This window comes from Pseudomonas sp. LFM046 (genome assembly GCF_000949385.2).
In the GTDB taxonomy this organism is placed as follows: Bacteria; Pseudomonadota; Gammaproteobacteria; order Pseudomonadales; family Pseudomonadaceae; genus Metapseudomonas.
Genome location: NZ_JYKO02000001.1, coordinates 4,424,981 through 4,449,899 on the forward strand (window position 1 = coordinate 4,424,981; position 24,919 = coordinate 4,449,899).

22 protein-coding genes are annotated in these 24,919 nt (G+C 66.0%); 11 read left to right on the forward strand and 11 right to left on the reverse strand.

Features of this window, described 5'->3' with window-relative positions; all coding sequences use genetic code 11:
• Window positions 1-6 precede the first annotated feature (6 nt).
• From TQ98_RS20305 to TQ98_RS20315, 3 genes are read right to left on the reverse strand one after another with little or no spacing between them, the layout of a single operon-like run.
• Window positions 7-795, reverse strand: coding sequence for an SDR family oxidoreductase (locus TQ98_RS20305; protein WP_044871410.1), 789 nt, complete (start codon window positions 793-795; stop codon window positions 7-9).
• A gap of 55 nt (window positions 796-850) precedes the next feature.
• Window positions 851-2,032: a sulfotransferase gene (locus TQ98_RS20310; RefSeq protein ID WP_044871411.1), complete on the reverse strand. Its 1,182-nt coding sequence runs from the start codon at window positions 2,030-2,032 to the stop codon at window positions 851-853.
• Window positions 2,029-3,141, reverse strand: a complete 1,113-nt coding sequence (locus TQ98_RS20315) for a DUF1214 domain-containing protein (RefSeq protein ID WP_044871412.1) — start codon at window positions 3,139-3,141, stop codon at window positions 2,029-2,031. Before TQ98_RS20315 ends, TQ98_RS20310 begins: the two co-directional genes overlap by 4 nt.
• 326 nt (window positions 3,142-3,467) lie before the next feature.
• Between TQ98_RS20315 and TQ98_RS20320 the strand changes: the two genes are divergently transcribed.
• The 6 genes from TQ98_RS20320 (at window position 3,468) to TQ98_RS28280 (ending at window position 9,653) form a co-directional block, all read left to right on the forward strand.
• Window positions 3,468-3,938, forward strand: a complete 471-nt coding sequence (locus TQ98_RS20320) for an SRPBCC domain-containing protein (protein WP_044871413.1) — start codon at window positions 3,468-3,470, stop codon at window positions 3,936-3,938.
• An 86-nt stretch (window positions 3,939-4,024) separates the two neighbouring features.
• Window positions 4,025-4,939: a sulfate adenylyltransferase subunit CysD gene (gene cysD / locus TQ98_RS20325; protein WP_197708620.1), complete on the forward strand. Its 915-nt coding sequence runs from the start codon at window positions 4,025-4,027 to the stop codon at window positions 4,937-4,939.
• Window positions 4,939-6,816 (forward strand): sulfate adenylyltransferase subunit CysN, encoded by a 1,878-nt coding sequence (cysN, locus tag TQ98_RS20330; protein WP_044871415.1) that lies wholly within the window; start codon window positions 4,939-4,941, stop codon window positions 6,814-6,816. The genes cysD and cysN overlap by 1 nt, the downstream gene beginning before the upstream one ends.
• A gap of 144 nt (window positions 6,817-6,960) precedes the next feature.
• On the forward strand, window positions 6,961-8,124 hold the full coding sequence (locus TQ98_RS20335; protein WP_044871416.1) for a helix-turn-helix transcriptional regulator: 1,164 nt from the start codon (window positions 6,961-6,963) through the stop codon (window positions 8,122-8,124).
• A gap of 198 nt (window positions 8,125-8,322) precedes the next feature.
• A complete protein-coding gene (locus TQ98_RS20340) occupies window positions 8,323-9,495 on the forward strand; it encodes a LuxR C-terminal-related transcriptional regulator (protein ID WP_044871417.1) in 1,173 nt (390 codons plus the stop codon).
• A gap of 23 nt (window positions 9,496-9,518) precedes the next feature.
• Window positions 9,519-9,653 carry a hypothetical protein gene (locus tag TQ98_RS28280; protein WP_277949294.1) on the forward strand — a complete coding sequence of 45 codons (135 nt, stop codon included), beginning with the start codon at window positions 9,519-9,521 and terminating at the stop codon, window positions 9,651-9,653.
• A gap of 72 nt (window positions 9,654-9,725) precedes the next feature.
• Here the strand turns inward: TQ98_RS28280 and TQ98_RS20345 are convergent, their stop codons facing one another.
• The 6 genes from TQ98_RS20345 to TQ98_RS20370 all read right to left on the reverse strand — a co-directional run bounded on the left by TQ98_RS20345 (window position 9,726) and on the right by TQ98_RS20370 (window position 16,548).
• Window positions 9,726-11,294 (reverse strand): FadD3 family acyl-CoA ligase, encoded by a 1,569-nt coding sequence (locus tag TQ98_RS20345; RefSeq protein WP_044871418.1) that lies wholly within the window; start codon window positions 11,292-11,294, stop codon window positions 9,726-9,728.
• A 63-nt stretch (window positions 11,295-11,357) separates the two neighbouring features.
• A complete protein-coding gene (locus TQ98_RS20350) occupies window positions 11,358-12,131 on the reverse strand; it encodes an SDR family oxidoreductase (protein WP_044871419.1) in 774 nt (257 codons plus the stop codon).
• A gap of 394 nt (window positions 12,132-12,525) precedes the next feature.
• The gene (locus TQ98_RS20355; protein ID WP_044871420.1) at window positions 12,526-13,587 is read right to left on the reverse strand and encodes a ferredoxin--NADP reductase; all 1,062 of its coding nucleotides are present in this window, start codon (window positions 13,585-13,587) and stop codon (window positions 12,526-12,528) included.
• A 13-nt stretch (window positions 13,588-13,600) separates the two neighbouring features.
• Complete coding sequence (locus TQ98_RS20360; protein WP_044871421.1) at window positions 13,601-14,359, reverse strand: glucose 1-dehydrogenase; 759 nt, start codon at window positions 14,357-14,359, stop codon at window positions 13,601-13,603.
• On the reverse strand, window positions 14,356-16,032 hold the full coding sequence (locus tag TQ98_RS20365) for an FAD-binding protein (protein ID WP_044871422.1): 1,677 nt from the start codon (window positions 16,030-16,032) through the stop codon (window positions 14,356-14,358). The genes TQ98_RS20360 and TQ98_RS20365 overlap by 4 nt, the downstream gene beginning before the upstream one ends.
• Before the next feature lie 9 nt (window positions 16,033-16,041).
• Complete coding sequence (locus TQ98_RS20370) at window positions 16,042-16,548, reverse strand: flavin reductase family protein (RefSeq protein WP_044871423.1); 507 nt, start codon at window positions 16,546-16,548, stop codon at window positions 16,042-16,044.
• Between the two features lie 255 nt (window positions 16,549-16,803).
• Between TQ98_RS20370 and TQ98_RS20375 the strand changes: the two genes are divergently transcribed.
• Both TQ98_RS20375 and TQ98_RS20380 read left to right on the forward strand, forming a co-directional pair.
• The gene (locus tag TQ98_RS20375; protein ID WP_044871424.1) at window positions 16,804-17,988 is read left to right on the forward strand and encodes a flavin-dependent monooxygenase; all 1,185 of its coding nucleotides are present in this window, start codon (window positions 16,804-16,806) and stop codon (window positions 17,986-17,988) included.
• Window positions 17,989-18,263: 275 nt separating this feature from the next.
• Window positions 18,264-19,397, forward strand: a complete 1,134-nt coding sequence (locus TQ98_RS20380) for an LLM class flavin-dependent oxidoreductase (RefSeq protein ID WP_044871425.1) — start codon at window positions 18,264-18,266, stop codon at window positions 19,395-19,397.
• A gap of 161 nt (window positions 19,398-19,558) precedes the next feature.
• On the opposite strand, the gene fusA is transcribed toward TQ98_RS20380, so the two are convergent.
• Entirely contained in the window at window positions 19,559-21,661 is a 2,103-nt protein-coding gene (fusA, locus tag TQ98_RS20385) for an elongation factor G (protein WP_044871426.1), read from the reverse strand.
• Window positions 21,662-21,950: 289 nt separating this feature from the next.
• Between fusA and TQ98_RS20390 the strand changes: the two genes are divergently transcribed.
• Window positions 21,951-22,670, forward strand: a complete 720-nt coding sequence (locus tag TQ98_RS20390; RefSeq protein WP_044871427.1) for an EthD domain-containing protein — start codon at window positions 21,951-21,953, stop codon at window positions 22,668-22,670.
• 60 nt (window positions 22,671-22,730) lie between these two features.
• On the opposite strand, the gene TQ98_RS20395 is transcribed toward TQ98_RS20390, so the two are convergent.
• A complete protein-coding gene (locus tag TQ98_RS20395) occupies window positions 22,731-23,018 on the reverse strand; it encodes a GYD domain-containing protein (RefSeq protein WP_044871428.1) in 288 nt (95 codons plus the stop codon).
• A 320-nt stretch (window positions 23,019-23,338) separates the two neighbouring features.
• Between TQ98_RS20395 and TQ98_RS20400 the strand changes: the two genes are divergently transcribed.
• A complete protein-coding gene (locus TQ98_RS20400; protein WP_044871429.1) occupies window positions 23,339-23,992 on the forward strand; it encodes a peroxiredoxin in 654 nt (217 codons plus the stop codon).
• A 55-nt stretch (window positions 23,993-24,047) separates the two neighbouring features.
• Window positions 24,048-24,806, forward strand: a complete 759-nt coding sequence (locus TQ98_RS20405) for a Mut7-C RNAse domain-containing protein (RefSeq protein ID WP_044871430.1) — start codon at window positions 24,048-24,050, stop codon at window positions 24,804-24,806.
• Window positions 24,807-24,919 lie beyond the last annotated feature (113 nt).

Below are 24,919 nucleotides of genomic sequence, written 5' to 3' on the forward strand. Positions count from 1 at the left end.
CCTCACTCAGCGCATCAGCTCGCCACCATTGGCGTCCAGCTGCACACCGTTGATGGCGCTGGCGTAGTCGGAGGCCAGGAACAGTGCCGCGCGGGCGCATTCCTCGTCGCCCGGCATGCGCCCGCCGGGAATCCCCGCGCTGAATTCGGCGCGCACCTGCTCCTCACTCACACCCCGTGCCGCCGCTGCCTGACGCACGTGCGCCTGCACCGGCTCGCCCCACATCCAGCCGCAGGCCAGGCCGTTCACCCGCAGGCCATGCTCGGCGAGCTCGGATGCCAGGTAACGCACCGCCACGGCCAGGGTGCCCTTGGACACGGCGTAGGCACCGCCGCCCGCATAGGGCTGGTGAACGCCCAGGGTGCTGATCATGACGACGGCGCCGGCGCGCTGGGCCTTCATCTGCGGCAGGACGGCGCGGGTCAGGTGCAGCGAGCCGAACAGGTTGACGTCCAGGGCCTCCTGCAGCAGCTCGTCCGAACAGCCTTCCAGCGAGTCGAAGCCGCCATGGGCATAGGCGCTGTTGACCAGGGCATCAATGCGCCCGAAGCGCTCCACCGTGGCCTTGGCAAAGGCCCGGCAGGCCTTGGCATCGCTGACATCAGTGGGCATCCAGAAGACCTGGCAGTCCGTGCCCAGGGCGCGGATGCGCTGCTCCGCGTCACGCAGGCGCGCCTCGTTACGGGCGCAGATGGCGACGGCGCGAGCGCCTTCACGGGCGGCTTCCAGGGCGAGCTTGATGCCCATGCCCGGGCCGATGCCGGAGATCATCACAACCTTGTCTTTCAGCAGCATGTTCGATTCCTCTTGTTGTTATTCATCTGCACAAAAAAAAGCGGCGCCGCCCGGTTCAGGCCAGGTGGCGCGCACGGTACTCGCCGAAATCGCGCTGCAGCCGCGCCTCGTCGAGGCCGAACGCCTCGGCGTCGTAGTGATGCGCGGCGCGCTTCTCACGGCCATTGGCGGCCAGCCAGTCGACCATGGCGGCGCGCACGTCCGCCGCAAGCTCCAGCCCGGCGAAGCGGTAGATCCGCTCCACCACCTCCAGCGGCTGGCTGACGGTGTCCTCGAAGTGCACGTCGAGAAACGCCCCATCCGGCATGGGCTCGCGGACCGCCATGGTGTGGCGCAGGGCGCGGGCCATGCGGGTGTTCCACTGCTCGCCCACCTGGGCCGGGTCCGCCTCTTCGCTGTAGATCTGCCAGAGGGTGTGGATAAAGCTCGCCAGGGAAGGAATGGTCTTGCCCGGATCGCGGTGGGTGAGCACCACCTGGGCACGCGGGAAGACCTGGAACAGCAGCTCCAGGGTGTGCAGGTGCTGCGGGCTCTTCAGCAGCCAGCGGCGCCCCGGTGCGATGCCGCGACGGGCCTGCTGCCAGCTCAGGAACTGCAGCATCTTCTTCAGGTAGGCGTAGACCTGGACCTGGTCCTGGCGATCGAGCCAGGCGGTATAGGCCGGCACGTTCACATAGGAATCCATGGCGCAGAGGAACGAATGCTCCATGAGCATGAACTCTTCGTCCGGCTGCTCGGCATCCAGCGGATGGATGGTGAGGATCTGCGGCACGAACTCGATCATCGCGGCGACCTCGGCCTTTGCCCGGCCGATGCGCACCTCAGGTTGCTCCAGCGTCTCCCCGGGCAACGGCGCCGGGTAGCGGGTCTCCCACCATTGCGCCTTGCTGAACTGCGGGTCCACCGACAGCACGCGCTGCAACAGCGTGGTGCCGGTACGCGGCAGGCCGACGATCACCAGCGGATCGTCGATGGACTGCTGGAGGATTTCCGGATAGCGCTTGCAGTGGTCTTCGATCACCAGGCGGTTGACCAGTTGCGCCACCAGCTTCTCCCGAAGCAGGCCGCGTCCGTGGGCAGAGAGGCGGGCCTCCTGGTTCAGGGCGCCCTCAAGGACCTTCAGGGCCTCGCGGAAGTCGCCAGGACCGAAGTCCTCCAGGCCGCCAGCGCGGGCACTGGCCTCGGCCAGCAGGCTGTCGGGGGCGAATTCGCTGCCCGGTGCGATGGAAAGGGTCATTGCAGCTCCTTCAGGTGGTCCAGCTTGACCACGCGGGTGGTGGGATGGACGGGCCGGCGGGCGCCGACCCAGCGCAGGCAGAGGGTGCCGTTGGCATGGCCGGCGGTTTCCAGCCAGTTCGGCAGGCCGGGGTTGCGGTGGCTCAGCACCAGGCGGACGCCACCACGCTCATCCAGCTGCGCCGAATGCTTGTTCAGGCAGATGCGGTGGTGGCGGTAGTCCAGCGACTCCATCCAGTAGTTGTTGATTTGCAGGTTCCAGAAATCGCAGTCCGGCACCTGGTCGACCTCGATCAGCAGCGCCTCGTCGTCAGCCAGGTCCCAGTAGCCGTGGTAGTAGAAGATGTTCGGGTCGCCGCCCACCGACTGACACAGGGCCTGGTCCGCCGGCGGCAGGCGGTTGGTCTGGACCTGGTAGCTCTCGGCCCAATCCGCGAACAGGCGCGCGGTGTTCTCGACGAAGCTGGCGGCGCGGCCCAGGCTCTGCTGCAGGCGCGCGGCGCTCAGGGGCTCGGGCTGCTGGCGACTGTCCAGCCGCTCGATGCGGAGTTGCGCGGGCTGCTCGCTGGCGCGGTCGAGGAAGGTCTGGCGCACGATCAGCGCGTTGCTCTCCGGCTCCAGGCGCACCCAGTTGCCCTGGGCCGGCGGCTCCTGGCTGAGGATGACTTCGAAGCTGCCATCGGCCTCCAGCTGCAGCTGGCTGGCATCGATGAAGCCGGTCTGGATCATCTTGCCGTCGCTCTCGTAGCCGCCCTTCTGGGTGCCGAAACTGAGGTAGGACACGCTGCCGCGACGGCCGCTGACGCGGTACTGATGCTGGCCGTTCAGGCGGGCGTACTGGTAGAGGTTGTCCGGGTTGTCGGCGCCGATCTTGGCCGTCTCGTGGGACGGCGAGAAGAAGCCGGGGAAGTCCGGGTCAGCGAACTCCAGGTGCATTTCCAGGGCAATGCGCAACAGGCGCGTGAGGTAGCGGAACCCCTCGGCGCGGGTGTGCGCATCGCTGGGTGCCTCGCTGCGCAGGATCTGCTCACCGCTACGTTTGAGCTGGTCGCAGAAATCGCTCCAGACCTGCCCGCTGCACACCTGTTGCTCGATGTTCTCGGTCGTCATCTCGGTCTCCTCTGGTCCGGCGGATGGCCCGCCACTGCGGAAACCTTAGGGAGAGGGACGGGGCGGATTCTTCGTCTGGGTGGACTAAAAGCACAGCCCAAAGCGAACCTCGAACGCTCGCATTGGACAGTCGTAGGATGGGTGGAGCGGAGCGATACCCATGCGGACAGAAGCTGATGGGTATCGCAGACTCCACCCATCCTACGGTTTGAAGTGGGACGCTCAACCTAGTCCACCCGGACGAGGAACCCGGCGCGGCGTGCGCGGAGCATCGGCCGGATCGGTGCCGCGCGGTGCGGTGCCGCCTGTGACCCTAGGAGTCCCCGATGCCTGAAGAAAAAAACCTGGTCCGCTCCCTGACCGTGGATATCGCCGCCCCCGCCGAGCTCGTGTGGTCGGTGCTGGTGGACCTGGCGCGCTATCCCGAATGGAACCCCTTCACCGTCAAGGTGGAGTCCAGCCTGCAACTGGGTGAACCGGTGAACCTGTTCCTGCCCAATCCCGCCAGCCCCGGCGAGCTGGTGCACGTGATCGAGCAACTGGTGGCCTTCGAACCGCACCGCCTGCTCTCGTGGGAGATGTTCGCCAGCGCCGACAATCCCGACGCAGCCCGTCGCGACCAGGTGATCGAAGCCACCGGTCCGGCAAGCTGCCGCTACTACACCACCGACCTGTTCCTCGGCCCCACCGCCGACCAGGTGATGGAACTGCACGGCCCCTGGGTCAAGCAGGGCTTCGATGCGGTCGCCCTGGCGGTGAAGGCACGGGCCGAATCGCTGTTCGGCGCCAACCGCTGAAACCTTGTCCGGTCAGACGAAGAACCCGAAGCGACGCATTCCCTACCGTGGAAAAAAGCCGGCCCGCCTCATGCGGCGCCGGCTCCATCCAACGGAGGCAAGCGATGCTGACACACCTACAACGACTGGAAGCGGAGAGCGTCCAGATCATCCGGGAAGTCGTCGCCGAGTGTGAAAACCCGGTGATGCTCTACTCCATCGGCAAGGACAGCGCGGTCATGCTGCACCTGGCGATGAAGGCTTTCGCCCCCGGCAAGCCACCCTTCCCCCTGCTGCACGTGGACACCACCTGGAAGTTCCGCGAAATGATCAGCTTCCGCGACCAGACGGCCAGCCGCCTGGGCCTGGAACTGCTGGTACACGTCAACCCGGAGGGCGTGGAGCGCGGCATCAACCCCTTCACCCACGGTTCCGCCCTGCACACCGACATCTGGAAGACCCAGGGCCTGAAGCAGGCGCTGGACCAGTACGGTTTCGACGCCGCGTTTGGCGGCGCGCGGCGCGACGAGGAGAAATCCCGCGCCAAGGAGCGGGTGTTCTCGATCCGCTCCGAGCAGCACCGCTGGGACCCCAAGCAACAGCGTCCCGAGCTGTGGCGCCTGTACAACACTCGCAAACGCAAGGGCGAGAGCCTGCGCGTGTTCCCGCTCTCCAACTGGACCGAGCTGGACATCTGGCAATACATCTACCTCGAAGGCATCCCGATCGTGCCCCTGTACTTCGCCCAGGAACGTCCGGTGGTACGCCGGGACGGCACCCTGATCATGGTCGATGACGAGCGTTTGCCGCTGCTGCCCGGCGAAACACCCGAGCTGCGCAAGGTGCGCTTCCGCACCCTCGGCTGCTACCCGCTGACCGGTGCCATCGACAGCGAAGCCGACAGCCTTCCGGCCATCATCCAGGAAATGCTGGTGAGCCGGACCTCCGAACGCCAGGGCCGACTGATCGACTCCGATTCGTCCGGTTCCATGGAGAAGAAGAAGCAAGAGGGGTACTTCTGATGACCGCGATTTCGAACCTGGACCAGTACCTGCAGCAGCAACAGCACAAGGACCTGCTGCGCTTCATCACCTGCGGCAGCGTCGATGACGGCAAGAGCACCCTGATCGGGCGCCTGCTCTACGAAACCAAAGTGCTCTTCGAGGACCAGCTCGGCCAGCTGGAAGCCGACTCGAAGAAGCTCGGCACCCAGGGCGGCGAGCTGGACTTCGCCCTGCTGGTGGACGGCCTGGCCGCCGAGCGTGAACAGGGCATCACCATCGACGTGGCCTACCGCTTCTTCGCCACCGACAAGCGCAAGTTCATCGTTGCCGACACCCCCGGCCACGAGCAGTACACCCGCAACATGGTCACCGGCGCCTCCACCGCCGACGTGGCGGTGATCCTGGTCGACGCGCGCCAGGGCCTGCTGCCGCAGACCCGCCGGCACAGCTACCTGGTGTCGCTGCTGGGCATCCGCCGGGTGCTGGTGGCGGTGAACAAGATGGACCTGATGGGCTATTCCGAAGAGGTCTTCAACCAGATCGAAGCCGACTACCGCGCCTTCGCCGAACAGCTCGGCCTGAGCGATATCCAGTGCATCCCGCTGTCGGCGCTCAAGGGCGACAACCTCATCGAACGCAGCACCAGCATGCCCTGGTACCAGGGCCCCAGCCTGCTGCAGCACCTCGAAACCGTGCCGCTGGACGACGACCGTGCGAGCCACGCGCCGTTCCGCCTGCCGGTGCAGTGGGTGAACCGCCCCAACCTCGATTTCCGGGGCTACTCGGGCAACGTGGCGGCGGGCAGCATCCGCGTCGGCGAGCGCATCCGCGTGCTGCCGTCGGGCAAGCAGAGCCGGGTGAGCGGCATCCTGGGCCTCGCCGGCGAACAGCAGGAAGCGGTCTGCGGCCAGGCGGTGACCCTGACCCTGGAAGACGAAATCGACATCAGCCGTGGCGACCTCATCGCCCTGGCCGACGCGCCGCCGGCGGTGGCCGACCAGTTCGAGTCCACCCTGGTCTGGATGGGCGAGGAGCCAATGCTGCCCGGCCGTCCCTACCTGCTGAAAATCGGCTGCCGCACCCTGGGCATGAGCTGCACCACCCTCAAGCACAAGGTCGACGTCAACAGCCTGCAACAGCTGGCGGCGCGGACCCTGGAGCTGAACGAGATCGGCGTCTGCGACCTGAGCCTGGACCAGCCGATCCCCTTCGATGCCTATGCGGATAACCGCGACACCGGCGGCTTCATCATCATCGACCGCCTGACCAACCAGACCGTCGGCGCCGGCATGCTGCACTTCGCCCTGCGTCGCGCGCAGAACGTGCACTGGCAGGCCATCGACGTGAACGGTGCGGCCCGCGCCACCCTCAAGGGCCAGACGCCACGCATCCTCTGGTTCACCGGTCTCTCCGGCGCCGGCAAGTCGACCATCGCCAACCTGGTGGAGCGCAAGCTGCACGCCCTGGGCCGGCACACCTACCTGCTGGACGGCGACAACGTGCGCCATGGCCTGAACCGCGACCTGGGCTTCAGCGAAGCGGACCGGGTGGAAAACATCCGCCGCGTAGCGGAAGTGGCGCGGCTGATGCTGGATGCGGGCCTGATCACGCTGGTGTCCTTCATCTCGCCGTTCCGCGCCGAGCGCGACCTGGCACGCAGCCTGGCGGGCGAAGGCGCCTTCCTGGAGATCTTCGTCGACGCCTCGCTGGAACTGGCTGAACGGCGAGACCCCAAGGGGCTTTACCAGAAGGCCCGGCGTGGTGAGCTGAAGAACTTCACCGGCATCGACTCGCCCTACGAGCCGCCGCTGGCGCCGGACCTCCACATCGACACCGGACGTGAATCGGCCGAAGCCGCCGCGGAACGCATCGTCGAGCACCTGCTGGGGCTCTGACGACGCCACCCTGTAGGGGCGAATTCATTCGCCCCTACAGGTCATGCGCGGCTTGCCATATAGGCCAAACGGACGATTTATCCACGCTCCGGCCCACCAATACTCGGCTCATCCAGCCCGACAACCACAACAAGCGAGGCGAGGATGCACGACTACAGACACGCCCATGAACTTGCCGCCATCAGCTCCGTGGAACTCAGCGAGCTGCTGGCCTTGACCTACCAGGGGCCGCTGGAGTCCACGCCCTGGGCCGGCCTGCTGGAAGCGCTGCGCCAGCGTTTCGAGGCCAGCTTCCTGACCCTGGTACTGCGCAACCCCGCCCACGAACGGCCGGGGTTGATCGTCAACGCCTCGATCCACGGGCCGCACCTGCCGGGCGAGCCCTCCTACAGCGAGCATTACTACGCGATCTGCCCCTTCCTCCACTGGCCTGCCGACCAGGTGGCCAGCGCTGACCAGGTGATGGGCAGCGACCACTGGCTGGCGCACGATTTCTACCGGAACTACCTGCAACCGCTGGACCTGCGCTACGTGATGGTGGCCAACATGCGCACGGCGGCGGGCATGCATTGCGCGCTGTTCGCCTGCCGCGAGCACGCCAGCCGGGACTTCGACGATGGCGAAATCGCCCTGGTGCGCCTGCTGCTGCCGCATTTGCAACAGGCCGTGGACCTGCATTCCACGGTGGACCAGTTGGACTCCGAGCGCCTGCTCTATGCCGCCACTATCGACCGCCTGCTGGTGGGCACCGCCATCCTCGACGAGAACGGCAAGGTGATGCGCAGCAACCAGGCCGCCCAGCACCTGTTCGACAGCCGTGACGGCCTCGAATGCCGGCAGGAAAAGCTCAGCGCCTTCTCCGGCCAGGACAACCGCAACCTGCAACGGGCGATCCTCGCCGCGCTGCAGCATCACCAGCACGGCCGGGAAGACTGCGTCGAAGTGCTGACCCTGACGCGCCCCACCGGCGAAGTGCCGTTGAACGTGCTGCTGCGGCCCATCGCCCTGGACCACGAAAGCCGTGGCGCCGCCCGACGGCCTGCGGTGGCGGTGTTCATCCGCGACCCCAGCGACTCGCCCCAGGCCTCCCGGCAGCTGTTGCGCAGCCTGTTCCAGCTGACCCGCACGGAAACCGAGGTGGCGATGCTGATCATGGACGGCCTGACCCTCGACGAAAGCGCAGAACAGCTCGGGGTCACGCGCAATACCGTGCGGGCGCACCTGCGCGGCGTGTTCGCCAAGACCGGCGCGACCCGCCAGGCACAACTGGTGAAGACCCTGCTGAACAGCGTCGCTTCGCTGGCTTGATCGGATTGCGTGCGGTAACCGCTCCCCTCCGTGCAGCCGGTCTGTCGGCCGCTGCTGCCTTGGGGACCCACGTGATAAAACGCCTAGCCCGTTCGAACGATGAACGGGTCAATCATCCGGGTAACGCTGTATTACCGGACCCGTTGAAACCTCGCGACTGCCACGATTTTCGCGCCGCCTGCAGGGTGAACAAGCATCATGAATCCATCCGACATCTCCCTGGATCAGCTCAGCCAGCTCATCGAGCAGATCTACGAAGGCGCCAGCGAAGAGCTGCCCTGGCAACGCAGCCTCGAACAGCTGCGGACCGCGCTGGGCGCCAACTACGTCACCCTGATCCTGCGCCCCAGCGCACCGGGTGACCCCGGCTTCATGGTCAACGCCGGCCCGGTCGAGACCTGGGCGATCTCCGCCTACAGCGAAACCTATTACGCCCTCGACCCCTTCGTCGGCCTGCCTGCCGGCGAGGTCCACACCGTGGCCGAACTGCTGGGCGAGGACCGCTGGCTGAAGTCGGATTTCTACCTGCAGTTCAATGCACCGCTGGATGTGTTCCACATCATGGGCGCCGACCTGTATACCGCCAACGGCATCGAGTGCCGCCTGCGTGTCTGCCGTCCGCACCAGGACAGTGCTTTCACTGCGCAGGACAAGGCGTTCTGTGCCCGCCTGCTGCCCCATCTGCGGCGGGCGGTCAACCTGTACGGCCAGCTCAAGCGCAGTGAAGTCGAGCGCCAGCTGTATGCCTCGGCCGTCGAGCGCATGCAGATCGGCACCATCATCCTCGACAACCATCTGGAGGTCCTGGAAACCAACCAGGCCGCCAGCGAAATGCTGGGTGAGGGAGACGGCCTGAACGTCTCCGGCAGCCGTCTCGGTGCAGCCTATCGGCGCGACAACCAGACCTTGCAGCGGTTGATCAAGCGCGCCCTGGAGGAACGCTTGTCGGAGGGCCCACGAATCGCGGAAGCCATCACCCTGCAGCGCCCCTCCGGCCGCAGCAGCCTGGGCGTGGTGGTGCAAAGCCTGCCCCGTGGGGAAAGCCTGGAAGGCCGACACCCGGCCGTGGCGGTTTTCCTGCGCGACCCGGAACGCCGGGCAGACGTGCAGCAGCAACCGCTGCGCCAGCTGTTCGGCTTCACCCCCGCCGAAGCCGCCCTGGCGATCCAGCTGGCCCATGGCAACACGCTGGACGAAGCCGGCGCCCAGTTGAACATCCGCCGCAACACGGTGAAGGCGCACTTGCGGGCGATCTTCTCCAAGGCCGGCGTTACCCGTCAGAGCGAGCTGGCCTATGTCCTGCACAACAGCGTGGCGGTGCTGGGCGGCAGTGCGGCGGGTGCAAGCACCGCACACAACGCGGGCCCCTGAGCAGGTAGATCGTAGGGTGCGCCGTGCGCACCGAATTCGATGCCAAGCCTGACGCCGAGCCTGCCGATACCCCGGTCTGGTGCGCGCGGCGCACCCTACTGCCATACACCGTGCTGGGCGGCAGTGCCGCAGGCGTGGAAAGCGCCAGAGCTCTGTAGATCGGTTGTGGGGGCGAATTCATTCGCCAAGGGCTGCGCAGCAGCCCCAAGCTGACTGCCGGGCCTGCCGCCTTACCCCGCCATCCTGCGCAGGGCGTCCTTGGTCACCTTGCCGGCCGCGTTGAGGGGCATGGCATCGACCAGCAAGGCGCGGCGCGGCACCTTGTAATTGGCCATCTGCTCACGGCACCAGCCGAGGAAGGCCTGGGTATCCACCGGCTGGCCTGCGGCGGGCAGCAGGAAGGCCATGGCCACCTCCCCCAGGCGCTCGTCGGGAATGCCGATGACCGCGGCCTGGGCCACCCCCGGATAGCGCAGGATGACCTGCTCGATCTCCGCCGGGTACACGTTGAAGCCGCCGGTGATGAACATGTCCTTGAGGCGGTCGGTGATGCGCAGGTAACCGTCCTCGTCGAGCACGCCGACATCGCCCGTGTGCAGCCAGCCATCGGCATCGATGGCTTCGGCCGTGGCCTCGGGGTTGTTGAAGTAGCCCTTCATCAGGTTGTAGCCGCGCACCAGCAGCTCCCCCGGTTCGCCGGTCGGCACCGGGTTGCCGGCGCCATCGACGCAGCGCACTTCCACGTCCGGGAAGGCGCGGCCCGAAGTGGTGGCGATCCGTTCTGCGGAGTCCCCCGGACGGCAAATGGTGACGAAGCCGCACGCCTCGGTCAGGCCGTAGGCGGTGACGATGGTCTCGAAGCCCAGCTCGCTGGCCATGCGCCGCACCATTTCCACCGGCACCGAGGCGGCGCCCGTGACCGCCACGCGCAGGCTGGAGAGGTCGTATTGCTGGCGATCGGGGTGGCTGAGAATCGACTGGTACAGCGTCGGCGGGCCTGGCAATACGGTAATGCGTTCGCGGGCGACCCGCTCCAGCATCACCGGCACGTCGAAGATCTGCTGCGGCAGGATGCAGCAGCCGCGCATCAGCGCCGCCAGCCAGCCGGCCTTGTAACCGAAGCTGTGGAAGAAGGGATTGACGATCAGGTAGCGGTCGCCCTGGCGCAGGCCGACCATGGCGCTCCAGTCGCGGACGATGCGCAGGTTCTGGCCGTGGGCGGTCATCACGCCCTTGGGCTTGCCGGTGGTGCCGGAGGTGAACAGCAGGTCGGACAGGCTGTCCTGGTTCACGTCGCCTTCGCGCACCGCCAGTTCCGCCGGCGAGACTTCATTGCCCAGGGCCAGGAACGCGTCCCAGCCCAGGCAGCCCGGCGAATCCCCACGCAGGCAGACGCGCGTGCGCAGCTCGTGCAGCGCCTCGCCGGCCAGCAACGCCGGGTAGTCGGTGCCGAGGAACTCGCCGATCACGAACAGCAGGCTGGCGCCGCTCTCGCGCAGGATGAAGCCGGCCTCGGAACCCTTCATGCGGGTGTTCAGCGGCACCAGCACGGCGCCCACGCTCTGCAGGGCGATGGCGGCGACGATCCACTCGTGGATGTTCGGCGCCCAGATGGCCACGCGCTCGCCGGCCTGCACCTCAAGCGCCAGCAGGGCGCGGGCGGCCTGGCGGCGCAGCTCGTCGAGCCGGTGATAGCTGATGCGGGTGCTGGCGTCCTCGATGGCCATGGACTCGCCGTAACGGGTCGCGGCGGCGGCCAGCAGTTCAGGGATGGTCAGGGCGCTTTCCAGGTCGGTCATGGGCTTTTCTCGGGCGCGACGGGGCGACGGCCGGAAAGTCCGGCCGCTGCAGGGAGGTTGGAATCAGGCTTGCGGGGGTGCGAAGCGGCGGCCGGCGGAGAAACCGCCGTCCACGGCGATCATCTGGCCGCTGACGAAGGAAGACTCATCGGACGCCAGGAACAGCGCCACGTTGGCCACTTCCACCGGCTGCCCGGCACGGCACAGCATGTGCTGGGAAGCGAAGTAGGCGTGGAACTCCTTCTGCTCCTTGACCATCTGCGTCATGGGGGTGTCGATCAGCCCCGGGCACAGGCCATTGACGCGAATGTTGGCGTAACCGTAGTCGATGGACATGGAGCGGGTGAGCTGGCTGATACCGCCCTTGGCGGTGTTGTAGGCGGCGTTGCCGTCGCAGCCCTGGAGGCCGAAGATCGAGCCGAAGTTGATGATCGAGCCGCTGCGCTGGGCGACCATCTGCGGCAGGGCGTACTTGCTGGTGAGCATGCTGCCGGTGAGGTGAATCTCCAGCACGCGGCGCCATTCCTCGGTGCTGGTTTCGGTGATGCTGCCACGGCTGGCGATGCCGGCGGCGTTGACCAGCGCATCGATGCGGCCGAAGCGCTTCACCACGTCATCCATCACCGCCTGCACCCGGTCCTCGTCACGCACGTCCAGGGTCATGAACAACGGCGCCAGCGGCAGCCCTTCCAGGCTCGCGGCAGCCTCAGGGCGCGGCTCGCCCATATCCAGCCCGACCACCTGTGCGCCTTCCTCGGCGAAACGGCGGACGCAGGCCAGACCGATACCCGATGCGGCGCCGGTAATGACGGCAACCTTGTTCGCAAGACGTGCCATGGATCTTCCTCGCTCTTGTTCTAATGGGAGTGGAGCCTGCGCCGCAGTCTAACCCCGGCGGGTTAGCCTGTTGATCGTCCGTTGAGACTACGCCCAGGCTCATTGTGGGAGCGATATCAATCGCGAAAGCCGCATAGCGGCCGTAGGGTGGATCACGCTTTATCGATCCACCACCGGCGCCCACCGGAAACACCGCCGGTGGAAGTGAAAAGCGACTTCCACCCTACACACTTCGTGTGATGGGTTTCGCAGGCTCGCGGAACGCCGCCCGACCCATCCTACAAAAGCAGTCCCTGCGCCCTCGGGTGCCAAAAAAAATGCCCGGCCAAAGCCGGGCATAAAGGCACAGACATACACGCTCAATACCACCCCGCAGGGCGGCAGGACCCGGCTGTCACCCCGGGAACCTCAGTTTCAGCCGCGCGCTGCCCGGGCGGCCCTGGCACGCCAGGGTCCAGCCTTCGGCCAGTTCGGCGGGGCTGAGAATATCGTTACGGGAAAGGACCACTTCGCCCTCCTCCACCTTGCACATGCAGGCGCCGCAGAAGCCCTCCTCGCAGGAGTAGGGCGCATCGAGGCCTGCGTTGCGCATGCTTTGCAGCAGCGTCTCGCCCGGCTGGGTGGACACTTCGCTGAGCTGGCCATCCAGTTCCACCAGCAGTTGCTCCAGCACGGTACCCGTCGGCGCCGGTGCGTCCTCCACCACCGCATCCGGATCGGGCGGCGACACGAAGCGCTCCACGTGGATGCGATCCATGCTCTCACCGGCCGCCAGCAGGGCCCGCTCCACGGTGTCCATGAACGGCCCCGGTCCGCAGATGTAGAACTCCGCACCGGCGTGGCTACGCACCAGTTGGCGCACTTCGCCGTCCGTGAGGAAGCCCTGCACCGAATCCAGCACATGGATCACTTCCAACTGGTCGACGTGGGCCTTGGCCAGCGCCTTCAACTCATCGCGGAAGATCACCGAGGACTCGTCGCGGTTGGCGTACACCAGCTTGATGCGGCGCTGACTGGTCTTCAGCGCCGACTTGAGGATGGAGAACACCGGGGTGATCCCCGAGCCGCCACCGAACAGCACCAGGTCATGCTCGCCGGCGCGCAGGTGGAAATGCCCGGCCGGCGGCAGGACGTCCAGCAGGTCGCCGGCACGCACCTGGTCGTTGAACCAGTTGGACACCCGGCCGCCGTCCACCCGCTTGATGGTGACCTTCGGCAGGGTGTCGCAGTCCGGCGAACTGGACATGGAATAGCAGCGCGTCAGTCGTTTGCCGCCGACCATCACACGGAAGCTGAGGAACTGCCCCGCCTTGTAGCGGAAGCGCTCTTCCTGCCCCGCCGGAATCCGCAGCACGACGGAACGGCTGTCGTGGGTTTCGGCGATCACCTCGGCCACTTCCAACTGGAAGCCACCGGACTGCTGGTTTTCGATCACGATTGGCTGCGCGCTACCCATGTCCATCTCCGCGTCAAATCAGGCCGCTGATGGTCTGCGCATTGTCGATGCGCAGCTCGCTGCCGTTGATGAAGCGCGACTCGTCCGAGGCGAGGAAGAGCACCAGGTTGGCGATGTCGCGCGGGGAGCACATGCGGTTCTTCGGGTCCTGGTCCAGCACGTCCTGCGGCACGTTCTGGAGGCCCGTCAGCGGCTGGGTCATCGGCGTGTTGATGCCGTCCGGGTGCACGCTGTTGCAACGGATCCGGTAGCCCTGCTGCTTGCAGTGCACCGCGACGGAGCGGGTCAGCGCGGCCACCGCGCCCTTGGAGGCGGAGTAGGCGCAGAAGGCCGGCATGCCACCCAGGGCGGCCACCGACGACATGTTGATGATGGAGCCGCCGCCGCTGTCCTTCATCGCCGCGATGGCGTACTTGCAGCCGAGGAAGTAGCCGTCGCTGTTGACCCGCTGGATCTTCTGCCAGAGCTCCAGGCTGGTGTCCTCGATGCTGGCCAGGGCGAGGATGCCGGCGTTGTTCACCAGCACATCGAGGCGGCCGAAGGTTTCCAGGGTGACCTTGATGACGTTCTGCCAATCGGCTTCGCTGGAAATGTCCTGGCGCACGAACACCGCGTTCGCGCCGATCTCCGCGGCGACCTGGCGGCCGGCCTCGTCGTTGAGGTCGGTGAGCACCACTTTCGCCCCTTCGCTGGCCAGCAGCAGCGCATCGTCGCGCCCCGCCCCGCTGGCGGCACCGGTAACGATGCAAACCTTGCCTTCGACTCGTTTCATTGTTGTTCTCCTTTGGAAGCCTTGGTGGCCCGCACCAGACCGGCCACGTGAGCGCCGGCGCGGCGTCCCGAGTAGACACAGTCAGCCAGGGACAAGCCGGATACATAGAAATTGGACGCGACGCCCACCGCATTGCGGCCGGCGCTGAACAGGCCGGGAACCGGCTGGCCGTCGTGGTTGAGCACCTGGCCACTGCGTTCGCAGACCCGCAGCCCGCCGAGGGTGATCACCGGACAGGGGTAGAGCTTGCTGGCGAAGGACAGGTCCAGGGCGTACCAGGGGCCCTGTTCCAGGGAGACCAGGAAACCGCGCGACTTGCCCAGGGCATCTTCGCGTTCGCCACGGGCAACGGCGTTGTAATCCGCCAGGGTCCGCGCCAGGGCCTCGGGAGGCAGGCCGATACGCTCTGCAAGCTGGGCGACGCTGTTGCCACGCCGGGCGTTGAACAGCAGGTTGAGCAGGGCCGGCAGGCGCTGGAACGACCAGACCTTGCCCGGGCCGATCTGCGCGAACGCCTCGCGGAACAGCGCCCGGTTGATGATCAGGATGGCGCGGCCGCCCTGCTCTTCCACCATGGCGTGGCCCAGCTTGGCGCCGTAGACCTCTTCGTTGCAGTAGCGCTGCCCGACGGCGTTGACGATCACGCCCCTGGCCCAGGCCAGCGGGGGATTGATGAAGCGCCAGGCACTTACCTTGTCCATGCGCTGCAGCGTGCCGCCGGCACTGCGCCCAAGGCGCAGGCCACTGCCGTTGCAACCGCTGGTGCCCAGGGGCAGGCCATCCAGGTAGCGCGGCGCATGCACAGTCAGCATCGCGCGGTTGAACACGAAACCACCGGCCGAGAGCAGCACGCCGTGCAGCGCGCGGATCAGTCGGCGCTCCCCATGGGCCAGCTCCAGTTCCCGGACCTTGCGCCGCAGGCGCTCGGCCAGGGGCGGCGCGTAGGGATGCAGCGCGTCGGTCCAGCGCGCCAGGCGCGCATGCCGTCGCGCGGCCGGGCTGCCGGCTGGAATTTCCCAGGCCTCGACGCCAATCACCCGGCCGCTGGCATCCGTCACCAGACGGCGCACTTCGCACTGGCTGCGCAGGCGCACACCCTGGCGCAGCGCACTGGCCTTGAGCGGGTTGTAGAGGTTGTAACCGGACATCCCGGAGCCCAGGGCACGGTGCCCACGGGGCGCCGGCTGGGCCGTGGCGGCGTAGCTCGGCACGGCCTCGTTGCCGGAGTAATAGAGAAAGTATTTGTCGCTCGGATAGGACGTCTTCATCGGCGGCACGCTGCCCTGGAAGCCGGCGCCCTGCCGTTCCAGCCAGGCCAGGTTGTCGCGGCTGCGCTCGCAGAAGTCCCGCAGGGTCTCCTCGGACACCGCGTCACCGACCTCCTGACGGAGGTAATCGAACATCGCCTGGGGCGAGTCCTTGATGCCGGCCTCCGCCTGGTGCGGGGTGCCGCCACCGGCATAGACCACGCCGCCACTGCGGGCCGTGGCACCGCCACCGGCGAAGCGCTCCAGCGCCAGCACGGATACGCCCTGGCCGCGCGCCTCCAGGGCGGCGCAGACACCTGCACCGCCAAGGCCCACGACCAGCAGGTCGGCGCTGTCATCCCAGCTGAGCCGGGCGGCATCGGCGACCTGCAGCGGGCTGTCGAGACCCGGCTCCATGGCGGTCATGGGCAGCCCTCAGCTCGCAGCGGCCAGCGACGGCGCGGTGGTGGTGTAGGCGCCGTTCAGGTAGACCAGCGGGCTGATATCCGCGCTGTTGTGAATCTCGGCGATACGGCCGATGAAGATGGTGTGGGTGCCGTAGCTGAACTTGCCGTCCTGCTGGCAGAGGATGGCCGACTGGGCATCGCCCAGGTAGGGAATGCCACCCTCACTGGTACGCCAGTCGCCGCGCTGGAAGCGCGCCTCGCCCTTGACCGGGCCGCTGCACAGGTGGGACAGCTCTTCCTGTTCCAGGCCGAGGATGTTGACGCAGAAGTCCGCGCCGGCATCCAGCACCGCATGCAGGGAGGCGGTCTTGTTCACACAGATGAGCAGCGACGGCGGCTCGGTGGAAAGCGAATCCACCGCCGTGGCGGACATGGCGAAACGCTCGCTGCCATTGCTGGTGGTAATGATGGTCACGGACTTCGCCAGACGACGCATCGCCTGGAGCATCGCGGCTTTCAGATCGGCCTGGCTCATCGCACTGCCCTCTTGTTGTTCTCACAGTGATGCCGATTCTTCGCCTTGACCCGCCCCGCAACATCGTCCGAGGGGACTAGTCACTCCGACGGTCTGCCAGGCGACTTCCCTGTAGGGGGGAATTCATTCGCCCCTACAAAGACCGAGCCGCATGCACAGGCCGGGCATATGGTCCGTTTGAAGGATGCCGCCCCGATTGCCCATTGATTGAATGCCCGGCGATGGGTGGAAAAGCCTTCAACCGGAGAACAACAAATGCTCGACCACGACCTGATTCGCCAACGCCTGAAACAACGCGCCCGTGAACTCGTGCCGGTACTGCGCGAGCGCGCGCCCCTGGCCGCAAAGAACGGCCAGCTGCCCGAAGAGACGATCCGTGACTTCCAGGAAGCGGGCTTCTTCCGCATCCTCCAGCCCGCGCGCTGGGAGGGCTACGAGCTGGAGCCCAAGGACTTCTTCGAGGTGCAGATGACCCTCGCTGAAGGCTGCATGTCCTCGGCCTGGGTGCTGGGTGTGGTGGCCATCCACAACTGGCAGCTGGCGCTGTTCGATGACCGTGCTGCGCAAGACGTCTGGGGCCAGGATTCGAGCGTGCTGATTTCCTCGTCCTATATGCCGGTGGGCAAGGTCACCCGCGTCGACGGCGGCTTTCGCCTCAGCGGCCGCTGGGGTTTCTCCTCCGGCAGCAAGCACTGCCAGTGGGCCTTCCTCGGCGCCATGGTGCCCCCGGCAAAGGAAGGCGACGGCCCGGACTACCGCACCTTCCTGGTTCCGCGCAGCGACTACAGCATCATCGACAACTGGGACGTGATGGGCCTGGAAGCCACCGGCTCCCACGATGTCCTGGTGGAAGACGTGTTCGTGCCCGAGCACCGCACCCACCGCTCCATCGACGGCTTCCTGCAGAACAGCCCGGGCAACGCGGTGAACACCTCGCCGCTGTTCCGTCTGCCGTTCGGTCAGATCTTCGTGCGCGCGGTGTCGTCCTCCACCATCGGCGCGCTGCAAGGGGCCATCGAGCTCTTCGTCCAGGCCAACAAGGGCCGCGTCGGGGTCAACGATGGCCGCAAGATCATCCAGGACCCCGGCGCCCAGACCGCCCTGGCCAACGCCATGGTCACGGTGGACGAATGCCGCACCGTGCTGCTGCGCAACTTCGAGCTGATGATGGAGCGCGCCAAGGCCGGCGAGGCGCTGACCATGGCCGAGCGGGTGAAGATGCGCTACGACTCGGCCATCGTCCCGGACAAGTGCGCCGAGGCGGTGAAGGCCCTGATGTACAACAGCGGTGCCTCCACCATCTTCCGCCAGCACGGTATCAACCGCGCGTTCCGCGATATCCACACCGGCCGCGCCCACGTGGCCAACTGCCCGGGCAAGTACGCGCTCAATCTGGGCGGCGTGGAAATGGGGTTGGACAGTACCGACTTCTTCCTCTGAGGACCTTGCCAGCCCCGGTGACGTAGGGTGGATCACGCTTCACCGATCCACCATCGGCGATGGGATCAACACCGATGGTGGACATGAAAAGCGATGTCCACCCTACGAAACCCCAATCACCCCCACGACGCCCGCCCTGCGCGGGCGTCGTGCTTTCCGGGCAACCAAGATGACTAGTCTTTTTGGAGGATTCCGGCGCTTTGCCGATCCCACACCATGCGTTCAAGCCCCGGAATTACGGGTTGACTGGATCAAGAACAACAAGGGCAAAGCGCATGAAATTCTCCCTGATCTATGAGGCACAGACGATCGACAGCAGCCGCGAAGGCGACCGTCGCATCTTCGACGAAACCGTCGAGCAGGCCGTGCTCGCCGACAAGCTCGGTTTCGACAATTTCTGGTGCGTGGAACACACCGCGCTGACCAACTACTCCCACATGTCCGCGCCGGAAACCATGCTGGCCTTCGTCGCCGGCAAGACCGAGCGCATCGGCATCGGCCACGGCGTGGTCTGCCTGCCGCCGGCCATGAACCACCCGGTGAAAGTGGCTGAGCGCATCGCCACCCTCGACCTGCTGTCCAAGGGCCGTGTGCACTTCGGCGTCGGCAAGGGCGGCACCCAGCAGGAAGCCGGCACCTTCGGCTACGACCTGGCCACCCTGCAGCCGCAGATCGACGAAGCCATGTACCTGATCCCGAAAATGTTCGTCCAGGACGAGATCGAACATAACGGCGACTTCGTGAAGATCCCCAAGCGCCCCATCCATCCCAAGCCCTACCAGGACCCGCACCCGCCGATGTACCTGGCGTGCACCAACACCGAGTCGCTGAAGAACGCCGGCGGCCGTGGCATGGGCGCCCTGGTGCTGGGCTTCGGCGGCCCCGAGGAAATCGCCAAGAAAGTGGCCGTGTACCACGAAGCCTGGGACAACCGTGACGAGAAGGACCAGGTCGGTTTCCGCCCGAATCGCCACATCGCCGCCCTGTGCCCGGCCATCGTCCTCGACGACAACGAGAAGGCCCGCCACATCGGCATCCGCGGCCAGCGCTACTTCATGGAATCCCTGGCCTACTGGTACGCCGGCGGCGAACGTCCGGACCCGGAGAAGTGGAAGGACGACACCTTCGTCGACGGCAACGGCCAGGCAGTGATCAAGTCGCGCTTCGCCTCCGAAGAGGTCAAGGTCGACTTCTCCGACCCGACCATGGCGATGATGAACCCCAACCATGCCTACGGCACCGTCAACGACTGCATCGGCTACGTGCAGCGCCTGATCGATGCCGGCGCCGACGAAATCCTCTTCATCTGCCAGATGGGCACCGTGCCTCAGTGGGCGCAGCTGGAGACGCTGAAGAACATCGGCGAGCACGTGATTCCCTACTTCCGCAAACAGAACGGACTGACCTGAGCAGCGGCGGTATGGAATGAAAACGGGCCCTAGGGCCCGTTTTCTTTTTTGGAGCAGGCCTGCGGGCCATCTCTTGTAGGGGCGAATTCATTCGCCAAGCAGACCGCAGGTCTGCCGTAGGTTGGTGCCGAGGAACGAGGCCCAACATCGAGCAAGCACGGTCACCCCGACTTCTTCACAATCACCTCGGCAATGCTCGCCGGCACGTCAGCATAACGGGCGAATTCCATGGAGAAGCTGGCCCGGCCCTGGGACATCGAGCGCACGTCGGTGGCGTAGCCAAACATCTCGCCCAGGGGCACCTCGGCGCGGACGATCTTCCCGGACAGCCCGTCTTCCATGCCGTGGATCAGGCCGCGCCTGCGGTTGAGGTCGCCCATGATGTCGCCCATGTACTCCTCAGGCGTCACCACCTCCAGTTTCATCACCGGCTCCAGCAGCACCGCGCCGCCCTTCTGCGACAGCTGCTTGGTGGCCATGGAGGCGGCGATCTTGAAGGCCATCTCGCTGGAATCCACGTCGTGGTAGGAGCCGTCGAACACCGCCGCCTTCAGGCCGATCAGGGGATAGCCCGCGAGCACGCCGTTCTTCATCTGCTCCTCGATGCCCTTCTGGATGGCCGGGATGAACTCGCGAGGGACGACGCCGCCCACCACTTCATTGACGAACTCCAACCCTTCCTTGCCCTCGTCCGCCGGGGCGAAGCGAATCCAGCAGTGGCCGTACTGGCCACGACCGCCGGACTGGCGGACGAACTTGCCCTCGATCTCGCAGGTCTTGCGGATCGTCTCGCGGTAGGCGACCTGCGGCTTGCCGGTATTGGCCTCGACGTTGAACTCGCGCTTCATGCGGTCGACGATGATGTCCAGGTGCAGTTCGCCCATGCCGGAAATGATGGTCTGCCCCGTCTCCTCGTCCGTCTTCACCCGGAATGAGGGGTCTTCCTGGGCGAGCCTGCCGAGGGCGATGCCCATTTTTTCCTGGTCGGCCTTGGTCTTGGGTTCCACGGCGATGGATATCACCGGCTCGGGGAAGTCCATGCGCTCGAGGATGATGGGTCTGGTGAGGTCGCACAGCGTGTCGCCGGTGGTGACGTCCTTCATGCCGATCAGCGCGGCGATGTCGCCGGCACGCACTTCCTTGATTTCCGCGCGGTGGTTGGCGTGCATCTGCACCATGCGGCCGACGCGCTCCTTCTTGCCCTTCACCGAATTGAGCACGGCATCCCCGGAATTGAGCACGCCGGAGTAGACGCGGATGAAGGTCAGGGTGCCGACGAAGGGGTCGGTGGCGATCTTGAAGGCCAGGGAGGAGAACGGCTCGGTGTCGTCAGCGTGGCGTTCGTCTTCCTTGTCCGGGTGATCCGGGTGGGTGCCCCGGATGGAGGGAATCTCGGTGGGCGCCGGCAGCAACTCGACCACGGCATCCAGCACCAGGGGCACGCCCTTGTTCTTGAAAGACGAGCCGCACACCGCCGGAACCACCTCGCAGGACAGGGTGCGGATGCGCAGCCCCGCCTTGATCTCCTCCTCGGACAGTTCGCCCTCGTCGAGGTACTTGGTCATCAGCTCTTCATTGGCCTCGGCCGCCACTTCCAGCATGACGTTGCGCCAGTGCTGCGCGTCGTCCAGCAGCTCGTCCGGGATCTCCTCTTCGCGGAAGCTGGCGCCCTGGTCGGCGTCGTTCCAGTAGATGGCCTTCATGCGGATCAGGTCGATCTGGCCGTTGAAATTCTCTTCCTGGCCGATGGGCAGCTGGATGGGCACGGGCGTATGGCCGAGGCGCTGCCTGATCTGCTCCACCACCCGCAGGAAGTCGGCACCGGCGCGGTCCATCTTGTTCACATAGGCGATGCGCGGCACGTGGTACTTGTCGGCCTGGCGCCAGACGGTCTCGGATTGCGGCTCCACGCCATCGGCACCGCTGAACACCACGACGGCGCCGTCCAGCACCCGCAGGGAGCGCTCTACCTCGATGGTGAAATCCACGTGGCCGGGGGTGTCGATGATGTTGATGCGGAACTTGTCCAACTGCTTGCGCGAGCCGGTCCAGAAGGCGGTGGTGGCGGCCGAGGTGATGGTGATGCCGCGCTCCTGCTCCTGGACCATCCAGTCCATGGTCGCGGCGCCGTCGTGCACCTCGCCCATCTTGTGGTTGACCCCGGTGTAGTACAGGACCCGCTCGGTGGTGGTGGTCTTGCCGGCATCCACGTGGGCCACTATGCCGATATTGCGGTAATGGCTGATGGGGGTTGTACGTGCCATGGCGATCACCTCCGTGCGGATTTATGGAATTCGGCAGGGTCGCACGCCTTCCGCCGGGACCCCGGAGAGCCGGACTCGATGACGAAAAGTTGTGGGCGGCGATAGACCGGACGGCCCTGTCACAACGGGCAAGGCACGGCCCCCTGGCCGGCACCTCCCCTCCTCTAACGCTAGCACCGCCCCCGGTTGTGCACTGGCCGCTCATCCGCTAGTCCAGCCGGACGATGCACCGCACGCTGCCAGGCCGCATGTTCTGGCCCGCACTCATCCAACCTTGAAGGACCTTGCCGTGGAAAAGATCATCTACACCCTGTGGCGCACCCCGCAGGACAGCGCCGAAGCCTTCTCCCAGCGCCTGCGTGGCGAGCTGGCCGATCAGCTCCTCACCCTGGGCGCCCAGGGTCTGCAGATCAACCTGGTGGACGCGGATGTCGCCCCCGCCGCCGGCCTGCGCCAGGAAAACAACCGCCCGCTGCCGGATGCCACCCTGTCCCTCTGGGCCGACAGCGCCAACACGGAAAGCCGCCGTCCCTTCGATGAAGTCCTCACCCCGGCCACCAGCCGTCTGGCGGCCTATCTGGTGAGCGAATCGGTGGTGATCCGCAATACGCGCTTCCCGGCCAAACTCGGCGAGCGCACCCACGGTTTCTCCCAGATCGCCTTCCTCAGCTGCCCGCCGCGCCTGACCCGCGACGCCTGGCTGGACGTCTGGCGCAACTACCACACCCGTGTGGCCATCGACACCCAGGACAACTTCCTCTACGTGCAGAACCTGGTGGTGCGCCCCCTGACCCATGGCGCCACGCCGCTGGACGCCATTGTCGAGGAAGCCTTCCCGCCGGCCGCGATGACCGACCCGATGGCTTTCTTCGATGCCGTGGGTGATGCAGAGAAGTTCCAGAAGAACCTCGCGGCCATGATGGAGAGCTGCAATCGCTTCATCGATTTCGACCGGATCGATGTGCTGCCCACCAGCCAGTACGTGATCAAGACCGCTACCGCGAGCTGATGGACGACCGATGGGTGAACGGGGAAACCGAAAACCGGCGTCCCCGTTCACCGCGCCCCGTCACACGTTCTTCAGCAATTGCCGGAACTCCTGTTCCGAAAAGCCGCGCAGGGTCTGCGTCCGTACATTGCCCAGCGACCCGGCTTTCAGGAGCAGGGTCGTGGCGGCCTCTTCCGACCCCTCGACAATCAGCACGAGGTCATAGTGGCCGACTGTCCAGTAAGCGTCCTTGACCGAGACGCCGAGTGATTCGGCAAGCGCCTTGAACGCCGCGAAGCGATCAGGCGACTCCCTGACGTTGCGGATGCCCTGATCGGTGAAACTCGCCAATGCGATGAAGGTAGCCATGTGTTCGCTCCTGTGGGATTGCAGGGCGACGGTCTGACTGTGGGGAAGTCACTGCATCGGAAGAAGGCCGCCACTCTCCCGGCCATGCATGCCCATCGGACGAAACCCGCCACGGGCCCTGTCGACAAACATGCTTCCGACGACCTCCTCCGGGAAGGAATAGCACTCCCGGGCGCCCGTGCATGACCACTGATCATCCTCCTTCCGGGCATCGTCGGAGCACCGACCTATACTGTTAGGCCCGGTAGGCCAGCAGGCCTGCCGCTGCCTCTGCCGTGTTGTCGGCAGACCTTTCCTGCCCAAAGCCAAGGAGAACGTACATGGCAATCCGCATTGGTGATGAAGCGCCCGATTTCACCGCCGAAACCACCGAAGGCACGCTCAACTTCCACCAGTGGATCGGCGACCAGTGGGCCATCCTGTTCTCCCACCCGAAGGACTTCACTCCGGTCTGCACCACTGAACTGGGCTACATGGCCAAGCTCAAGCCCGAATTCGACAAGCGCAATACCAAGATCGTCGGCCTCTCCGTGGACCCGGTCAGCGACCACCGCAAATGGGTTGGCGACATCGAGGAAACCCAGGGCCATGCCGTGAATTACCCGATGATCGGCGACGATAACCTGGTGGTGGCCAAGCTCTACGACATGATCCACCCCAATGCCAGCGCCGGCCCGCGCACTGCCGTGGACAACGCCACCGTGCGCTCGGTGTTCATCATCGGCCCGGACAAGAAGGTCAAGGCCATGCTGGTGTACCCCATGAGCGCAGGGCGCAACTTCGATGAAGTGCTGCGCCTGCTGGACTCCCTCCAGCTCAATGCCAAGCACACCGTGGCCACCCCGGTGAACTGGCGGCCGGGCGACGATGTGATCATTCCCACCTCGGTATCGGATGAAGACGCGAAGAAGAAATATCCCGACGGTTACAAGACCCTCAAGCCCTACCTGCGGGTAGTCGCCCAACCGAAATGACCCTCCGCGCGCCCTCTTCCGGGAGGGCGCGCCACGGGCTGCCATACTGTCCTGCATGGTCAGGGCAACGTTCCGCTTTTATGAAGAGCTCAACGATTTTCTGCCGGCCGATCGTCGCCGGCAGGCCTTCACCTGCGCCTGCGCCCGAGCGGCCACGGTCAAGCACATGATCGAGGCCCTGGGCGTCCCCCACACCGAAGTGGAACTGGTGCTGCTCAACGGCGAGTCGGTGGGCTTCGACCGGGTGCTGCTGGATGGCGACCGCCTGGCGGTCTACCCCAAGTTCGAGACCCTGGATATCAGCCCCTTGCTCAAGGTGCGTGCCCGGCCGTTGCGGGTGCTGCGCTTCGTCGCCGACGCCCACCTCGGCGGGCTGGCCAGCCTGCTGCGCATGAGCGGCTTCGACACCCTTTACGACAACGGTTTCGAGGACGGGCAGATCGCCGAGATCGCCGCCCACGAGGGGCGCATCGTGCTGACCCGCGACCGCGAACTGCTCAAGCGCCGGATCATCACCCACGGCTGCTACGTGCATGCGCTCAAGCCCGCGCTGCAGTTGCGCGAACTCTTCGAACGCCTGGACCTGGCCCGCAGCGCCCGCCCCTTCAGCCTCTGCCTGCACTGCAATCGCCCCTTGCGGGAAATCGACCCGGAACTCGCCCGCCCCCGCCTGCCACCGCGCATCGGCGCGCTCTATTCGCGCTTCCTCTCCTGCGACGCCTGCGACCGCCTGTACTGGGAAGGCTCCCACTGGCGCAGCATGTGTGCCCTCCTCGCCCCCCTGCTGGCTGTGGATAAGTCCGGCGAATCCTGACGGGCGGTTACCCACAAAGGCGGTGGATTAAGCTGTGGATAAGCTGTCGGGCAATGGCCAGGGGCCAGTCCTGGCGCGGGGCGGCCTGGGCCGGGTCAATTTCTGAGCGGTTT

What these genes read in the sequence shown, in the direction of transcription:
- TQ98_RS20355 (WP_044871420.1), bottom strand. Translation starts at nt 13,587, where the DNA reads ATGGGTAGCGCGCAGCCAATCGTGATCGAAAACCAGCAGTCCGGTGGC.
- TQ98_RS20375 (WP_044871424.1), top strand. Translation starts at nt 16,804, where the DNA reads ATGCTCGACCACGACCTGATTCGCCAACGCCTGAAACAACGCGCCCGT.
- TQ98_RS20310 (WP_044871411.1), bottom strand. Translation starts at nt 2,032, where the DNA reads ATGACCCTTTCCATCGCACCGGGCAGCGAATTCGCCCCCGACAGCCTG.
- cysN (WP_044871415.1), top strand. Translation starts at nt 4,939, where the DNA reads ATGACCGCGATTTCGAACCTGGACCAGTACCTGCAGCAGCAACAGCAC.
- TQ98_RS20365 (WP_044871422.1), bottom strand. Translation starts at nt 16,032, where the DNA reads ATGACCGCCATGGAGCCGGGTCTCGACAGCCCGCTGCAGGTCGCCGAT.
- TQ98_RS20360 (WP_044871421.1), bottom strand. Translation starts at nt 14,359, where the DNA reads ATGAAACGAGTCGAAGGCAAGGTTTGCATCGTTACCGGTGCCGCCAGC.
- TQ98_RS20340 (WP_044871417.1), top strand. Translation starts at nt 8,323, where the DNA reads ATGAATCCATCCGACATCTCCCTGGATCAGCTCAGCCAGCTCATCGAG.
- TQ98_RS20320 (WP_044871413.1), top strand. Translation starts at nt 3,468, where the DNA reads ATGCCTGAAGAAAAAAACCTGGTCCGCTCCCTGACCGTGGATATCGCC.
- TQ98_RS20350 (WP_044871419.1), bottom strand. Translation starts at nt 12,131, where the DNA reads ATGGCACGTCTTGCGAACAAGGTTGCCGTCATTACCGGCGCCGCATCG.
- TQ98_RS20305 (WP_044871410.1), bottom strand. Translation starts at nt 795, where the DNA reads ATGCTGCTGAAAGACAAGGTTGTGATGATCTCCGGCATCGGCCCGGGC.
- TQ98_RS20370 (WP_044871423.1), bottom strand. Translation starts at nt 16,548, where the DNA reads ATGAGCCAGGCCGATCTGAAAGCCGCGATGCTCCAGGCGATGCGTCGT.
- TQ98_RS20315 (WP_044871412.1), bottom strand. Translation starts at nt 3,141, where the DNA reads ATGACGACCGAGAACATCGAGCAACAGGTGTGCAGCGGGCAGGTCTGG.
- TQ98_RS20335 (WP_044871416.1), top strand. Translation starts at nt 6,961, where the DNA reads ATGCACGACTACAGACACGCCCATGAACTTGCCGCCATCAGCTCCGTG.
- fusA (WP_044871426.1), bottom strand. Translation starts at nt 21,661, where the DNA reads ATGGCACGTACAACCCCCATCAGCCATTACCGCAATATCGGCATAGTG.
- TQ98_RS20380 (WP_044871425.1), top strand. Translation starts at nt 18,264, where the DNA reads ATGAAATTCTCCCTGATCTATGAGGCACAGACGATCGACAGCAGCCGC.
- TQ98_RS20345 (WP_044871418.1), bottom strand. Translation starts at nt 11,294, where the DNA reads ATGACCGACCTGGAAAGCGCCCTGACCATCCCTGAACTGCTGGCCGCC.
- TQ98_RS20400 (WP_044871429.1), top strand. Translation starts at nt 23,339, where the DNA reads ATGGCAATCCGCATTGGTGATGAAGCGCCCGATTTCACCGCCGAAACC.
- TQ98_RS20395 (WP_044871428.1), bottom strand. Translation starts at nt 23,018, where the DNA reads ATGGCTACCTTCATCGCATTGGCGAGTTTCACCGATCAGGGCATCCGC.
- TQ98_RS20405 (WP_044871430.1), top strand. Translation starts at nt 24,048, where the DNA reads ATGGTCAGGGCAACGTTCCGCTTTTATGAAGAGCTCAACGATTTTCTG.